The sequence below is a fragment of the Butyrivibrio sp. VCD2006 genome (assembly GCF_000423925.1).
Classification (GTDB): domain Bacteria; phylum Bacillota; class Clostridia; order Lachnospirales; family Lachnospiraceae; genus Butyrivibrio.
The window spans coordinates 99376-115807 of the sequence record NZ_AUIX01000009.1; the positions used below are offsets into that span (position 1 = coordinate 99376).

Genomic DNA, 16432 nt, shown 5'->3' on the forward strand with positions numbered 1-16432 from the left:
GGCTGACCTTTTTGCATTAAAGCAGGTCACTTATTTTTTTATTATAGAAAAAGTCTTTTTCTATTTCATAGAATTCCTTCCACATAGATACGGTCTTACATTTATCTATGCGGGGGCATTCCTCTGCATTTTCTTCAAGACAAACAACCGGTGCAAAGGTTCCTTCCATAAGATCTATAACTTCACCTACGGAGTATTCTGAAGGTTCTCTGAGAAGCTTATATCCGCCATGCTTTCCGCTGGCACCGACGATGAGTCCTCCTTTTACCATTTCCTTTGCGATGATCTCAAGATACTTCTTTGAGATATCCTGTCTCTCTGCAATATCCTTAAGAGGTATATATTCTGAACTATCCTGTTGTGCAAGGTCTATCATTACTCTAAGTGCGTAACGTCCCTTTGTAGAAAACATTATAATTCTCCTTTTTTATTATTTTTATGACTGATTATTAGTGCACAGAAATCTAAAAATAGTATAGCACATAATTCACTTCAAGAATTATGGTTTGGTTATCGCAAGGTACAACAAAAGCTTATCGTAAAACCTATTGACGTGATAGGTAAAAGGATTGTATCATCAATCCAAGCTTAGAGAAAAGCAAAGCAAAAAACAGTCAGATTTGGAGGTATATGGTATGAGTAATTACAGATTTGAGACACTTCAGTTACACGTTGGTCAGGAGCAGCCGGATCCGGCAACAGATGCGAGAGCGGTTCCGATTTATCAGACCACATCTTATGTATTTAGAAATTCACAGCATGCTGCAGACAGATTCGGACTTGCAGATGCAGGAAACATCTATGGCAGACTTACAAATTCAACACAGGATGTTTTCGAAAAGAGAATAGCAGCCCTTGAAGGCGGAAGCGCAGCTTTAGCAGTTGCATCAGGAGCAGCAGCTATCACTTATACAATACAGGCACTTGCAGCAAATGGTGGACACATCGTTGCTCAGAAGACCATCTACGGTGGAAGCTACAATCTTTTAGCACACACACTTCCCCAGTATGGAATTACAACAACATTTGTTGATGCACATAATCTTGAAGAGGTTGAGGGAGCAATAAAGGAAAACACAAGAGCTATATATCTTGAGACTCTTGGAAATCCCAACAGTGATATTCCGGATATCGATGCTATTGCAGAGATCGCTCATAAGCACGGACTTCCGCTTGTAATTGATAACACCTTCGGAACACCTTACCTTATAAGACCAATTGAGCATGGCGCTGACATCGTTGTTCATTCAGCAACAAAGTTCATCGGTGGACATGGAACAACTCTTGGTGGAATCATCGTAGAATCCGGTAAGTTCAACTGGAAGGAGAGCGGCAACTATCCTCAGATAGCAGCTCCGAACCCCAGCTATCATGGAGTATCCTTCTATGACGTTGTAGGACCTGCAGCTTTTGTTACATATATCAGAGCAATACTTCTTAGAGATACAGGAGCAACAATTTCACCCTTCAATGCATTTCTTCTTCTTCAGGGTGTTGAGACACTTTCGCTTCGTCTCGACAGACATGCAGAGAATACAAAGAAGGTAGTTGAGTTCCTTGCAGCTCACCCTCAGGTAGAGAAGGTTAACCATCCTTCACTTTCAGATCATCCTGATCATGCACTTTATGAGAAGTACTTCCCGAACGGCGGAGCTTCAATCTTTACATTTGAGATCAAGGGCGGAAAAGAGGCAGCTTGGAAGCTCATCGACAATCTTGAGATCTTTTCACTTCTTGCAAATGTTGCAGATGTAAAGAGCCTTGTTATTCATCCCGCTACAACAACTCACTCACAGCTTAATGATGAGGAGCTTGCAGATCAGGGAATCACACAGAGCACAATCAGACTTTCAATCGGTACTGAGCATATAGATGATATTATTGCTGACCTTGAAAAAGGATTTGCAGCAGCAAAGTAATTGTTATTAACCCCTCATCCGGCACTTCGTGCCACCTTCCCCCTAAGGGGGAAGGCTATGTTTATAAGCCTTTCATCAGGGCATGAGTAGCCTTTCATCAGGGCATGAGTAGCCTTTCATCAGGGCATGAGTAGCCTTTCATTAGGGTAGAACCATCCTTCCATTAGGGTAGAACCATCCTTCCATTAAGGGAGAACCAGCCTTCCATTAGGGCGATGATTATTATTTTGCCTTCCCCCTGGGGGGAAGGTGCCCGAAGGGCGGATGAGGGGATTTAAGAGGAGAGAGAATTATGAAAAAGAATTATTTAACAAAAATCGGAGCACTGTTAACCACAACAACACTTGCATTTGCATCTCTTGCAGGTTGCGGTACTGCAAAGGCAGAATCATCCGGCGCAGCTTCGGATGCTACAACAGTAGAGGACGAAACACCAGCAACTACTGATGCAGCAGAAGCTTCTGAGGAAAAGAGCGATACAGTTTATAGGACACTTGATGAGATCAAGGAGAGTGGAACCATCAACATCGGTGTATTCTCAGACAAGAGTCCCTTTGGATACGTTGATGAGAACGGCGAGTATGCAGGATATGATGTTTATTTTGCAGAGAAGATCGGTGAGGATCTTGGCGTAGACATAAACTATGTATCAACAGAAGCTGCTAACAGAATTGAATACCTCCAGACAGGTAAGGTAGACATTATTCTTGCTAACTTTACTGTTACTGAAGAGAGAGCACAGGAGGTTGATTTTGCACTTCCCTACATGAATGTTGCGCTTGGAGTTGTATCACCTTCCGATGCTGTAGTAGAGAGTCTTGATGCTGTAGGCGCAGATGATCAGATCATTGTCATCTCCGGAACAACAGCTGAGACATATCTTGAGAAGAACTATCCTGATATTAAGCTTCAGAAGTATGATGCATACGCAGAAGCAAAGACAGCTTTTGAAAACGGCAACGCTGTTGCATGGGCTAATGATAATACAGAGGTTATTGCCTTCTCACTTGAGAACGAGGGCTTCACAGTAGGAATTCCTTCACTTGGAGATGCAGACACAATTGCACCTGCAGTAACAAAGGGCAATGAATCACTTCTTACATGGCTCAACGATGAGATTGAGACTATTGGAAATGACAACTTCTTCCATGAAGATTACGAGGCAACACTCCTTGATACTTATGGAAAGGACTATGAAGATACCCTTGTTGTAGAGGGTGGTAAGGTTCAGTAAAAATGGATGTAAATGTGCTTAAATCCTATATACCGCTATATAACGAAGCACTACTTCTGACTGTTAAAATAGGCGTGCTTGGCATCCTGACAGCCTTTGCCATAGGGCTGTCAGGGGCGGCTGCCATCTATTTTAAGATACCTGTAGTCTCCAGAGTTTTGAAAATATATATTGAGTTGTTTAGGAACACTCCGCTCCTGGTTCAGCTGTTTTTCATATACTTTGCACTTCCAAAGCTTGGACTTAGGGTATCAGCGGAGCTTTGTGGTATATTGGGGCTCGGCCTTATAGGCGGAGCATACATGATAGAGACCATGAGAAGCGGTCTTGAATCAATCGATAAAATTCAGAGTGAGAGTGCTCTTTCTCTTGGGATGACACATGGTCAGGTCTTTTGGAGCATAATCCTCCCACAGGCATTTTCAGTAAGCATGCCGGGAATAATGGCAAATGTAATTTTCCTGCTAAAGGAGACTTCTGTTTTTTCGACAATAAGCCTTATGGATCTGATGTTTACAGCTAAGGACCTCATAGGAATGTATGCAAAGACAATAGAATGTCTCTTTTTACTGGTTATTTATTATCTTATAATGCTGCTTCCCGTATCAATCCTGGGATCAATAATAGAGAGGAGGGTACGCTATGCAGAGTTTGGGAATTGATGTGCTCTTTAAGGGCACAAACATGCTTAGACTTTTAAAAGGTCTTTGGGTATCGGTAGAAATCAGCCTTATCTCTGTGGCATTAAGTATAGTACTCGGCCTGATAATCGGTGTACTTATGACATCAAAGAATTCGGTCATGCGTTTTCTTTTAAGGGTATATCTTGAGATTGTCAGAATAATGCCACAGATGGTATTGCTGTTCATAGTATATTTTGGAACAACAAGAGTTTTTGGAATCAATATTTCTGCAGAGCTTTCCGCAATAATAGTTTTTGTGTTTTGGGGAACCGCAGAGATGGGGGACCTTGTCAGGGGATCTATAAAAAGCATACCGAGAATACAATATGACTCGGCATATGCACTAGGACTTAATAAGTTCCAGGTGCATTTTTTTATAATCTTTCCTCAGACGATAAGAAGACTCATTCCTCTATCAATAAATCTTGTCACCAGAATGATAAAGACAACTTCACTTGTAATGATGATAGGTATAGTTGAAGTCTTAAAGGTGGCACAGCAGATAATAGAGGCTAACAGGAAGGCATCACCTAATGCTGCCTTCGGAGTTTTCGCAGTTGTGTTCTTCTTATATTTCATTGTCTGCTGGCCGATCAGCAGATTTGCAGTAAAACTTGAAAAAAGGTGGGCATTAAATTGAGTGAGCTCGTTAAAGTAAAACATTTACATAAAGAATTCGGTGGAAATGTAGTCCTAAAGGACATTAATCTTTCCGTGAAAAAAGGGGAAGTTGTAGTTATCATCGGACCTTCAGGATGCGGTAAGAGTACCTTTTTGAGGTGCCTAAACGGCCTTGAGGAGATTCAGGGCGGCGTTATAACTGTTGACGGACTTCCGGTGGAGCCGGATAAAAAGGACATCAGTAATATCAGACAAAAGATAGGTATGGTTTTCCAATCCTATGATCTTTTTCCGCATAAGACGGTTATAGAAAATACAATTCTTGCACCGGTTAAAGTACAAAAAAGAATTAAGGATGATGTTAAAAGAGAGGCACTTGAATTGCTCGACAGAGTAGGTCTTGCAGATAAAAAGGACTTTTATCCAAGGCAGCTCTCAGGCGGACAAAAGCAGAGAGTTGCTATTGTAAGAGCACTTTTAATGCACCCTGATGTACTCTTATTTGATGAAGTTACTGCAGCTCTTGACCCGGAGATGGTACATGAAGTTTTGCAGACAATGCTTGATCTTGCTAAAAGCGGATCAACTATGATCATCGTCACCCATGAGATGGCATTTGCCAGGGCCGTGGCAGACAGAATTGTTTTCTTTGATCAGGGTGAAATCGTCGAAGAATCAAGCGATGTGAAAAAGTTTTTTGAGGAACCGTCCACTGACAGAGCAAAGAGATTTTTAAAGACTTTTGCGTATGAATAAATGGGGAGAGTAAAGATGGCCAGAGAAAGAAATGAAAAGGTATGGGAAGAGATACGGAAAAAGGTTGAGGAGCTGAAGTATGGGAACGTGATCATCACGATCCATGATGGGAGAATAGTTCAGGTCGAGACCAGCACTAAGCAGAGATTCGACTGAGCTTTTAAGGAGTAGGAGATATGGCCAGAACAATTGAAGAACTTGAAAAAAATCATCCATGCTTTGGTGGATGTAGATTTAATGCGGGCAGAATTCATCTTCCCGTGAGCCCGGGATGTAATATTTCATGCAAATTCTGCGACAGAACAGTTAATGATGTTGAGCAGAGACCGGGAGTCACTTCCAAAATAATCACACCTGATGAAGCAAATATGTTCATAGACAGAGCACTTGAAATAGCACCAAATATAAAGGTTGCCGGAATTGCGGGACCCGGTGATACACTGGCAACTGACTATGCCTTTGAAGCTTTCAAAAAAATATCTGAAAAGCATCCGGAGCTCTTAAAGTGCATGAGTACAAACGGACTTCTGCTTTATGAGAGAGCAGATGAACTTTTGGAAATTGGAGTTGATACGCTGACTGTTACCGTGAATGCAGTTGATCCTGAGATTGAGGCGAAGATAAATGATTACATCATATATCACGGAAAAAAGTATGAGGGTGTAGAGGGTGCAAAGATACTGATTGAAAATCAGTTAAAGGGAATAAAAAAGGTTGCCGATGCCGGTGTCACAGTAAAGATTAATACAGTCCTGGTTCCCGGAATAAATGATGAGCATATAAGCGAAGTTGCAAAGACAGTAAAGGAGCTTGGAGCTCTTATCTACAATATTATTCCTCTGATCCCGCAGCATAAGCTTTCAGATGTGGAGAGGCCGACGGCCGAGCTTATCGAGAAGGTCAGGGAGGAAGCAGAAAAGTATATAAAGGTATTCAGACATTGTGCTCATTGCCGGGCAGATGCGGTGGGTGTTCCGGGAGTTTCGGAATACAGCATGCAGGTATTTCAGAAAAGACTAAATGTCAGGGAGACTTTTTCACATGGCTAATGATGTCCTTAAAAAATACAATTTTGATGAGGAGATAGACAGAAGAGGTACATCCAGTCTTAAGTACGATTTCGGTGTTGAACGTAAGGGAAGAGATGACCTTCTTCCCCTATGGGTTGCTGACATGGATTTCAAACTTCCGGATGAGATTCTTGAGGATCTTGAAAAGAGAGTAAGGCATGGAGTTTTCGGATATACAGACCCGAAGCAGGACTATAAAAATGCTTTGAAAAACTGGTTTAAAAATCGTCATGGCTTTGAGATAGAGGAAGAGTGGAATGTCATTACTCCGGGTGTTGTCTATGCAATAGCAGTTGCAGTAAGAGCCTTTACAGAGCCGGGAGATAGCATTATTGCACAGGAACCTGTCTATTATCCCTTTAGGGAAACTGTAGAGCTGAATGGGAGAAAGTTCATAAATAACCAGCTTGTCTATAAGAATGGATACTATGAAATCGATTTTGAGGATTTTGAAGAGAAGATAAAGTCTAATAACGTTAAGCTGTTTCTTCTCTGCAGCCCACATAATCCGGTGGGAAGAGTCTGGACTAAAGAAGAACTTACAAAAATCGGAGACATATGTAACAGATATGGTGTGATAGTTTTCGCAGATGAGATACACAGTGATTTTATATATAAAGGCTATAAACATACCTCATACATGGAGCTGGGAGATAAGTATATAAAAAATCTTGTACTCGGCACATCTCCCAGCAAAAGCTTCAATATTGCGGGACTTCAGATAGCGAACATCATAATCCCTAATGAAAAAATAAGATACAGATTCAAAAGAGAAAACTCGGCAGGAGGCTATAGCCAGGCAAATATAATGGGACTTACTGCTACGATCTCAGTATATGAAAAAGGCGCTGACTGGATGGATGAGCTGAATGATTATATTCAGGATAATCTTGATTTTGCGAGAGATTTCTTAAAGAAAAATCTGCCTGAAATAAAACTCATTGAGCCTGAAGGGACATATCTGATCTGGCTGGACTTTTCAGAAGTGACAACAGACAGAAGAGAGCTGGCAAAACTTATAGTTGAAGAGGCAAAGCTGTGGCTTGACCCCGGAATAGTATTTAGCAGGCAGACAGATCTCTTTGAAAGAATCAATATCGCCTGCACAAGAAAAACTTTGGAAAAAGCACTTTTACAGCTAAAGGATGCAATAGAGAAAAGGAAAGGAAAAATCTGATCGGACGATAAAATCTGACCGGGTAGTATGTGATATGGACTGTAGTGGATGTAACAGATGCACTGAGATAAATTGCAGCTTGGATACAAAATGTCAGCAGCTGGACAGATCACTTATGGATCAGTGGGGAGCGATAAGTTTTCCGATTTATCAGACAGCGACATTCAAGCACCCTGGTTTTGGAGAGACTTCGGGATTTGCTTATACAAGGACACAAAATCCAACAAGAAAGCAGCTTGAATCAATTGTCGGATATCTTGAAAGCGGAAGAGATGCAATCGCTTTTGCAAGCGGAATGGCAGCCATCGCGACAGTGATGGAGCTTTTTAAGCCCGGAGATCACATAATAATAGATTCTGATCTGTATGGTGGCAGCATAAGGCTTTTTAATGAGATATGCATAAAAAACGGATTTGAATACACAGCGGTGAATCTGAGTTCTGAAGATCCAGAGCCTTTCATAAAGGAAAATACAAAGGCCATATATCTTGAGACACCTACAAATCCGATGATGAATGTTACTGACATTGAAAAAATATCACGGGTGGCAAAAGAGAAAGAACTTCTTCTTATTGTTGACAATACTTTTATGTCACCCTATTTTCAGAATCCGTTATTATTAGGAGCAGATATTGTGATTCATTCCGGAACCAAGTTTTTGGGAGGCCATCATGATACTATCGGCGGTTTTGTAATTGTAAAGGATGAGGATCTGGATAACAGGATAAGATTTATTCAGAACACAATAGGTGCAGGTCTTAGTCCTTTTGACAGCTGGCTTATACTTCGCGGTATACGAACTCTTGCAGTAAGACTTGAGAGGTCAGGAGAGAATGCATTAAAGCTTGCAAATTATCTTAAGACAAATAAGCATGTTAAGAAGGTTATTTATCCCGGACTTCCTGAGCATCCCGGCTATGAAATCATGAAAAAGCAGGCCAGAGGCTTTGGAGCAATGATTACCTTTGAGGTAGACAGCGCGGAGTTTGCAAGGGCCATCCTCAATAATGTGGAGCTCATATATTTTGCCGAGAGTCTTGGTGGTACCGAAACACTTATCACATATCCTGTCACCCAGACGCACGCAGATGTTCCTGCAGATGTCCTGAAAAAGAATGGAATCACCGATTGCACCTTAAGACTTTCAGTAGGAATTGAAGGCATAGCTGATCTAATTTGTGAATTTAACAGAGTTTTTGCAATTGCAGAAAAAGAGACTGCATAAGAACATCCAAGAGAACCCGGATGACAACGGGGCATCTTGGATGTTTTTTCTTTTAGGAGGATATAAGTAATTGGTTATTAATAACATATTGACACAGTAGGCAAATAGATAGTATTATCATTTCAATGCTTTTACACTTTGACTTGTTAAAGAAAGAGGGCATATCTGTAGGTATTTCTTCAGGCGCAGCACTGTTTGCGGCAATTGAATATGCAAAGAAGCCTGAAAATGAAGGAAAGGTCATTGTGGCTCTCCTTCCTGACAGTGGAGACAGATACTATTCAACAGCTCTTTTTACAAAATAAGGGAAAAGATTTTTCATGAGGTGAGCTTAATAAATGGAATTCAACACAAAACTATTACATGGAAAATCCATAGCAGATAACCCCGGAAGAGAAATCCTCCCGCCTGTTTCCCAGGTCACTGCTTTCAAATACGAGAGCATGGAGGAACTTGAGAAGGTCTTTTTGCATAAAAGCATGGGCTATGCCTATTCAAGGATAGGAAATCCTACCCTGTCAGCCTTTGAGCAGAGGATAGATGAGCTTGAGGGCGGAGTCGGCGCCGTGAGCTGTAGCAGCGGTATGTCGGCTATCACGACAGCACTTCTTGCAGTCTGTTCCTGCGGTGATGAGATAATTGCCGGAAGCGGACTTTATGGTGGAACAATCTCTCTTTTTCATGACCTTGAAAAGATTGGTATTCACGCAGTGTTTGTTGATGATATGACTCCGGAAAAAGTCAGGGAAAAGATAACGGACAAAACAAGAGTTATTTTTGCTGAACTGATATCGAACCCTTCTCTTAAGGTTCTTGATGTACCTGCTGTTTCGGAGGTAGCACATGAAGCCGGCATAGCCCTTGAAGAATTAGATGAAGGACAGATTCTCCAGGTTCATTTAAATGATGGAGAACCTGTTCAGAACGTACCGCGAAGCATCAAAGAAGAAGGACACGAAGTTCTCAGACTTGATGATAATGGCGATGGTACATATGAACTTTACATCAAAAAGGTTGGTGACTGATTTTATATGGCAGGAGTCGTAATGACTCCTGCTTTTCATTATATATAGCCTTTTTATAAAACAAAAAATAAGTGAAAATTCTTTAGCACATTAAAGTGATATTGTGGTATCATGTTGGGTAATGAAATTTGAGGAGATTATTTTTGGAGGAGAGTATGGCACAGAGAAAAGATATTCACAAAGTTCTTATCATCGGTTCTGGTCCTATCGTTATCGGACAGGCGTGTGAATTTGACTATTCAGGAACTCAGGCGTGCAAGGCACTCAGAAGCCTTGGATATGAAATAGTACTTGTTAATTCCAATCCGGCTACTATCATGACTGATCCGGAGATGGCTGACAAGACTTATATTGAGCCTTTAAATGTTGACCGCGTTGCGGCTGTAATTGAAAAAGAAAGACCGGATGCTCTTTTGCCCAATTTGGGAGGACAGTCTGGTCTTAATTTGTGTGCTGAATTATATAAGGCAGGTGTTCTTGATAAATATAATGTCAAGGTCATAGGTGTTCAGGTTGACGCCATTGAGAGAGGTGAAGATAGAACTGAGTTTAAGAATACAATGGATAAGCTCGGTATAGAAATGGCAAGATCAAAGGCCTGCTACAGCGTAGAGGAAGCGCTGGCAGAAGCTGATGAGCTTGGATACCCTGTTGTTCTTCGTCCTGCCTATACCATGGGCGGTGCAGGTGGCGGCCTTGTCTATAATAAAGAAGAGCTTCAGACAGTCTGTGCAAGAGGTCTTGCAGCATCAATCATCCATCAGGTTCTTGTAGAGGAATCTATCCTTGGATGGGAGGAATTAGAGCTCGAGGTTGTAAGAGATAAAGACAACAACATGATCACAGTTTGCTTTATTGAAAATGTAGATCCTGTTGGTGTGCACACAGGAGATTCCTTCTGTACAGCGCCTATGCTCACAATAGATGAGGAGCTACAGAAGGAGCTTCAGCGTCAGGCATACAAGATCGTTGAGCACATCGGTGTTATAGGCGGAACCAATGTACAGTTCGCTCATGACCCTAAGACAGGAAGAATTGTAGTTATCGAGATCAACCCCCGCACATCAAGATCCTCAGCCCTTGCAAGTAAGGCAACAGGATTCCCGATTGCGCTTGTGTCAGCTAAGCTTGCAACAGGACTTACTCTGTCTGAGCTTCCTGATTCTAAGTTTGGAACACTGGATAAATATGTTCCCAACGGTGATTACGTCGTTGTTAAGTTTGCCCGCTGGGCCTTTGAAAAATTCCACGGCGTTGAGGATAAGCTTGGCACACAGATGAGAGCTGTCGGTGAAGTTATGTCCATCGGTAAGAACTTCAAGGAAGCTTTCCAGAAGGCTATAAGATCCCTGGAAAAAGGAAGATATGGTCTTGGTAATGTGAAGAAATATGAGGAGATGGATAAGGAAGAGCTTCTTCATCTTTTAAAGGATGCTTCCTCCGAGAGATACTTCCTTATATATGAAGCACTCAAGAAGGGTGTGACGGTTGATGAGATATTTGATATCACAAAGGTTAAGCACTACTTCCTTAATGAGATAAAAGAGCTTGTCGAAGAGGAAACATCTCTTATTGAAAACTTCAAGGGAAGTGTTCCTTCAAAGGAAGCTCTCATAAAGGCAAAAGAAGATGGTTTTGCGGACAGATATCTTTCAGGTCTTCTTGGTGTATCTGAGGATGACATCAGAAATAAGAGAGATGAGCTTGGCCTTACGGAAAAATGGGACGGCGTTCATGTATATGGAACGGAAGGCGCTGCTTATTATTACTCAACATATAAGACAGACGCTGAGCTTGAAAATCCCATGCCAGAATCAGCAGAGGGTGCTAAGAAGATCATGATTCTTGGTGGCGGTCCCAACCGTATAGGACAGGGTATCGAGTTTGATTACTGCTGCGTACATGCGGCTCTTGCCCTTAAGAAGCTCGGCTTTGAAACTATAATTGTAAACTGCAATCCTGAGACTGTTTCTACAGACTATGACACATCGGATACACTTTTCTTTGAGCCTCTTACACTTGAGGATGTACTTCAGATTTACAGAAAAGAAAAGCCTGTAGGCGTTATCGCTCAGTTCGGTGGACAGACACCTCTTAACCTCGCTGCAAAGCTTAAGGAAGAGGGTGTAAACATCCTTGGAACAACTCCTGAAGTTATCGATCTCGCAGAGGACAGAGACCAGTTCCGAATGATGATGGAGAAGCTTCAGATTCCCATGGCTGAGTCAGGAATGGCATCTGATGTAGAAGGTGCAAAAGAGATAGCTGCAAGAATCGGTTATCCTGTAATGGTTCGCCCTTCCTTCGTGCTTGGCGGAAGAGGAATGGAGATTGTAAGAGACGAAGAGAGCATGGAAGGTTATATGAAGGCAGCAGTCGGTGTAACCCCTGACCGTCCGATCCTTATCGACAGATTCCTTCACAATGCGCTGGAGTGTGAGGCTGATGCCATAAGTGATGGCGAGAGGGCTTTTGTTCCTGCTGTTATGGAGCACATTGAGCTTGCAGGTATTCACTCAGGTGACTCAGCATGTATAGTTCCCTCAAAGCATATCTCAGAGAAGCACCTTAAGACCATTGAGGAATATACAAGAAAAATCGCTGTTGAGATGAACGTTGTTGGACTTATGAATATGCAGTATGCGATCGAGGATGACACAGTTTACGTGCTTGAGGCTAATCCACGTGCATCCCGTACAGTGCCGCTTGTATCAAAGGTTTGCGGTATCAAGATGGTGCCTGTTGCTACAGATATTATCACAGCATCCCTTACAGGAAGACCATCACCTGTTCAGGAGCTTATTGATAATAAGAAGAATACAGAGCCTGAATACTATGGTGTTAAGGAAGCGGTATTCCCCTTCAATATGTTCCCTGAAGTAGATCCTGTTCTCGGACCTGAAATGCGCTCAACAGGTGAAGTTCTTGGACTTGCAAAGACTCCGGGTGAAGCCTTCTTCAAGGCAGAAGAAGCAGCAAATGCTGCGCTTCCTCTTGAGGGTGCAGTGCTTATATCATTAAATACAGAGGATAAGCCTGATGCATCTGAAATCGCTGAGGCCTTTGTTAAAGAGGGCTTCAAGGTTTATGCTACAGGAAAGACCTATGAAACTATAGTAGAGGCATGTATCCCTGCCACAAAGATTCTTAAGAACTATGAGGGCGGAAGACCAAATGTCGAGGATCTCATAAAGAATGGTGATATTCAGCTTGTGATAAATACACCTATTGAGAAGGGTGCGAAGTATGATGATGCATATCTTCGCCGTGCAGCAATAAAGGCCCGCATCCCTTATATAACAACGGTTGCGGCAGCTAAGGCAGCAGCTCAGGGTATAAGAGAAGTGAAAAAGGCAGGCGCAGGCAGCATCAAGTCACTTCAGGAATACGCTGAGTCAAAGTAATAGGCGTGCATGTGACTTAACATGATGACAAATTGAAAACAGACATTAAAGGACAGACCTCCAAAAGGCGGATGAACAATCTGACTTTTGAGGGTCTGTTTTTCTTTGTTATAGAAAACAAACAAGAAACTAGTGATAACTCATAGTTATAGCGAATGATAGCTATTCTATAATTTGAAAAAGTAATAATCTATGTATAATTGACAATAACAAAGCAAGTATAAAACAAGAGAACAAATAAAGCAGTACTGACTGGACAACCGGAGGTATAAGCATTCAATCGCAGATTGAGCTTGTATCTCTTTTTTTATACCAAAGATCAGGAGGAGAACATGAAAAAAAAGAAAGTAACACAAACATTAAAGAAGGTAATATCAGTACTCGGCATAGTAACACTACTAAGTGGCGCGGCTGCCTGTGGGGGACAGGCTGGCACATCAGCGGAGAATATCACTGATGAAAGTGCTCCAAAGGCAGCAAGCACTGATGATACAGTGGACAAGCTCAGGATCGGACTTGTTACATCAGGAGCAGTAAGACCAGCACTTGTAGTTGCGGCACAGGAGCTTGGTTATTACAAAGAGGAAGGGCTTGATGTTGAATTTGTTCCGCTTGATGATTCAACTCAGGCCCTGGCAGCACTTTCAGCCGGAAAGCTTGAGGTTTGGCCCTATGCAGTTGTTCCTTCACTTTCCCAGATCGCTCAGGGCAATGATCTTGTCATCTACGCAGGAACAGCAACTGAAGGATCTTCAATGGTTAAGGGCAAGGGAAATGAGGATGTAGATTTTAGGGATTATAACAACTGGGTAGGTAAGAAGATAGCCTACAGTCCTACAAGCACAACTTATTCTCAGTTGCTTGCACTTCTTAAGGAAAACGGAATTGAACGTGAAGATGTTGATTGGGTAGAAATTCCTGCTACTGATCAGGTTCTTGAGGCGCTAAAGAAAGGCACGATAGATGCAGGCTTCCTTACAGAGGAGTTCCTGATAGTCGGTGAGAAGGCAGGACTTGTTGAGGCCTTCCAGTTAGCGGAAGTACTTGGCAATTTCGTATGCTGCAGACAGACTGCAAACCAGACATATTTTAATGAACATCAAAGAGCATTCAAAAAGCTCCTTAGAGCACAGACAAGAGCTCTTGTTGATTATAGAGATGATACATCAAAGGTTGTAGAGGCAGTTGCTAAATTCATTGAACAGGATAACTCATATGTTGAAAGATATATAGCAACACCTAATCCAATCAAGACCGGTGCTTTTGCACAGTACAAAAACCCCGTAAGTCCGGATCCACTTTTCAACAATGTAAGTAAGCTTTATCAGTCACAGATCGATGCCGGACTTATCACTCCTGCTGAAGGAGTAGAGCTCAAGGATCATTTCAATATTTCATTATTTGAAGAAGCTGTAAACGAGCTTATTGAAGAAAATCCTGATGTTACAGCATATAAGGATGTGTTTGAGCTTTTCAAAACGAACAACAGTGAATACGGCGATGTAACTGCAAAATGCGACAACTGCGCGGAACAGGATACAGCGTGCGTAGAAAAATGCGATAAATGCGAAGAAAATACAGACGTAGTAGAGGTGAAATGCGATGGCTGCAATTGATATACAGAATGTTTCATTTGAATATGAGTATGAAGAGAAAAGATATCTGGCTCTTGATAATGTAAATCTTAAAATTTCAGATGGAGAATTTGTGTGTATCATCGGACAGTCAGGCTGCGGAAAAAGTACACTTGTAACATTACTTGAAGGATTGCAGTTTCCGCTGGAGGGTCACATCCTTATTGATGACAAGGAAGTGGATGGCCCCGGTAAGGACAGATGCATAGTGTTCCAGCATTATTCGCTTTTTGCCTGGCTGACAGCTAAGAGAAATGTGATCTTTGGACTAAAACAGAAATATCCAAAGGCACCTAAGAAAGAGCTTGAACATATCGCTCTTGAATATTTAAAGAAGGTTGGTCTTGAGGGCTACGAAAATAAGTATCCAAGACAGCTTTCAGGAGGACAACAGCAAAGGGTTGCCATAGCAAGAAGTCTTGCTATGGACCCGGATATTCTCCTTATGGATGAGCCCTTCGGAGCGGTTGATACCAAGACAAGGGCAGAGCTTCAGGATCTTTTGAGAGACCTGTGTAGTCATGGTGAGAGGAGAAGGACAGTTGTGTTCATTACACATGACGTGGATGAGGCGCTCTATCTTGCTGACAGAATCATATTCATGCAGCCAAGAAGGATCAGAAAAGACATCCAGACAGGATTTGGCGAGGACAGGCAGCGGGATGAGCTTACAAAGAGTACTCCTTACATTAAGCTTCGCTCAGAACTTATCAGTCTGTTCTACGAAAAAGTAAGTAATGAAATAGCAGAGGAAGGTGCATACATATGATTAAAAAGATCATTAATCTGCCAAATCTTTTATATGTTGCAGCGGTTGCGCTGTCATTTCTAAAGCCTGATTACGAACTAAAATCACCTTTAGCCTATATTGTGGTCCTTACGCTTTTTGAGATAGCTCATTTAGCAGCTCTCTTTAAGGACAACAAAGGGAAAAATCCAAATGATATGTATTCATTCATTTTTGGAATAGCTATTTTATGGGATTTAGAGGCAAAGGTGTTTAAGAACCTTCACTATACGGTATTCCCGCCACCGGAGAATGTCTTCTATATTTTTACAACCGACTACGACAGAATGGCGCTGGGGTTCGTACATTCCATGGGACTTATCCTGGCAGGTGTGGGTACAGGAATGGTGCTTGGAGTATTCCTTGGACTACTTATCGGATACTACAAAAGAGCAAGGCAGTCACTTACACCAATAATAAATGTTATCGCAGCAATACCTGCGCTGGTTTATGCACCCTATGTTGTAGCGGTGGCGCCAAGCTTCCAGTCAGCTTCAATAATTACGATTTTCCTTGGGATCTTTTTCCCGACTCTTATGAGCATGATCGGAAATGTGGCTGCAGTTGACAAAAAGCTTGTGGACAGTGCAAGAAGCCTTAACCTTAATAACTTTGACATGATTTTCAAAGTGCTTCTTCCTGACTGTGCAATACCGATAATCACAAGCCTAAGAATAAGAATTTCAGCCGCATTCATGATACTTACAATGGCTGAGACCATAGGATCGACAGTAGGACTTGGTTACTACGTAAGAAAATGGTCAAGCTTTGCGGATTATGAGAGAGTTTTTGCAGGAATCATCCTGATAGCGGTTGTTGTAACTGCAATAAATGAGCTTATAAAGCTTTTTGAAGGTCACACAATGAAGTGGACTACAGCATAAATATTGAAAATTT

Annotated in this window: 15 protein-coding genes and 1 pseudogene; 15 read left to right on the forward strand and 1 reads right to left on the reverse strand. The window is 41.9% G+C overall.

Annotated features, from left to right (window positions below):
• Positions 1-16 precede the first annotated feature (16 nt).
• Positions 17-412: an RrF2 family transcriptional regulator gene (locus G586_RS0106230; RefSeq protein ID WP_026527057.1), complete on the reverse strand. Its 396-nt coding sequence runs from the start codon at positions 410-412 to the stop codon at positions 17-19.
• A gap of 223 nt (positions 413-635) precedes the next feature.
• Here G586_RS0106230 and G586_RS0106235 point away from each other — a divergent pair, with 223 nt between their 5' ends.
• The 15 genes and pseudogenes from G586_RS0106235 (at position 636) to G586_RS0106305 (ending at position 16419) form a co-directional block, all read left to right on the forward strand.
• Positions 636-1919: an O-acetylhomoserine aminocarboxypropyltransferase/cysteine synthase family protein gene (locus G586_RS0106235; protein WP_026527058.1), complete on the forward strand. Its 1284-nt coding sequence runs from the start codon at positions 636-638 to the stop codon at positions 1917-1919.
• Between the two features lie 292 nt (positions 1920-2211).
• Positions 2212-3153 carry a transporter substrate-binding domain-containing protein gene (locus G586_RS0106240; protein WP_026527059.1) on the forward strand — a complete coding sequence of 314 codons (942 nt, stop codon included), beginning with the start codon at positions 2212-2214 and terminating at the stop codon, positions 3151-3153.
• A gap of 2 nt (positions 3154-3155) precedes the next feature.
• Entirely contained in the window at positions 3156-3815 is a 660-nt protein-coding gene (locus G586_RS0106245; protein ID WP_026527060.1) for an amino acid ABC transporter permease, read from the forward strand.
• Positions 3796-4476, forward strand: a complete 681-nt coding sequence (locus G586_RS0106250) for an amino acid ABC transporter permease (protein WP_026527061.1) — start codon at positions 3796-3798, stop codon at positions 4474-4476. Before G586_RS0106245 ends, G586_RS0106250 begins: the two co-directional genes overlap by 20 nt.
• Positions 4473-5213, forward strand: coding sequence for an amino acid ABC transporter ATP-binding protein (locus G586_RS0106255; RefSeq protein WP_026527062.1), 741 nt, complete (start codon positions 4473-4475; stop codon positions 5211-5213). The genes G586_RS0106250 and G586_RS0106255 overlap by 4 nt, the downstream gene beginning before the upstream one ends.
• Positions 5214-5369: a YezD family protein gene (locus G586_RS25545; protein ID WP_081674234.1), complete on the forward strand. Its 156-nt coding sequence runs from the start codon at positions 5214-5216 to the stop codon at positions 5367-5369.
• A 20-nt stretch (positions 5370-5389) separates the two neighbouring features.
• The gene (locus G586_RS0106265; RefSeq protein ID WP_026527063.1) at positions 5390-6262 is read left to right on the forward strand and encodes a radical SAM protein; all 873 of its coding nucleotides are present in this window, start codon (positions 5390-5392) and stop codon (positions 6260-6262) included.
• Positions 6255-7460: a MalY/PatB family protein gene (locus G586_RS0106270; RefSeq protein ID WP_026527064.1), complete on the forward strand. Its 1206-nt coding sequence runs from the start codon at positions 6255-6257 to the stop codon at positions 7458-7460. The genes G586_RS0106265 and G586_RS0106270 overlap by 8 nt, the downstream gene beginning before the upstream one ends.
• 34 nt (positions 7461-7494) lie before the next feature.
• Positions 7495-8685, forward strand: coding sequence for a trans-sulfuration enzyme family protein (locus G586_RS0106275; RefSeq protein WP_035772658.1), 1191 nt, complete (start codon positions 7495-7497; stop codon positions 8683-8685).
• 143 nt (positions 8686-8828) lie between these two features.
• A pseudogene (locus G586_RS0106280) lies at positions 8829-8990 on the forward strand (cysteine synthase A); the annotation flags it as partial.
• Between the two features lie 33 nt (positions 8991-9023).
• A complete protein-coding gene (locus G586_RS21955) occupies positions 9024-9710 on the forward strand; it encodes a PLP-dependent transferase (RefSeq protein WP_081674235.1) in 687 nt (228 codons plus the stop codon).
• Positions 9711-9865: 155 nt separating this feature from the next.
• Positions 9866-13114: a carbamoyl-phosphate synthase large subunit gene (carB, locus tag G586_RS0106290; protein WP_026527067.1), complete on the forward strand. Its 3249-nt coding sequence runs from the start codon at positions 9866-9868 to the stop codon at positions 13112-13114.
• A 332-nt stretch (positions 13115-13446) separates the two neighbouring features.
• A complete protein-coding gene (locus G586_RS0106295) occupies positions 13447-14730 on the forward strand; it encodes an ABC transporter substrate-binding protein (protein WP_026527068.1) in 1284 nt (427 codons plus the stop codon).
• Complete coding sequence (locus G586_RS0106300; RefSeq protein WP_026527069.1) at positions 14717-15517, forward strand: ABC transporter ATP-binding protein; 801 nt, start codon at positions 14717-14719, stop codon at positions 15515-15517. The genes G586_RS0106295 and G586_RS0106300 overlap by 14 nt, the downstream gene beginning before the upstream one ends.
• Entirely contained in the window at positions 15514-16419 is a 906-nt protein-coding gene (locus tag G586_RS0106305) for an ABC transporter permease (protein ID WP_026527070.1), read from the forward strand. Before G586_RS0106300 ends, G586_RS0106305 begins: the two co-directional genes overlap by 4 nt.
• The last annotated feature ends 13 nt before the right edge of the window (positions 16420-16432 follow it).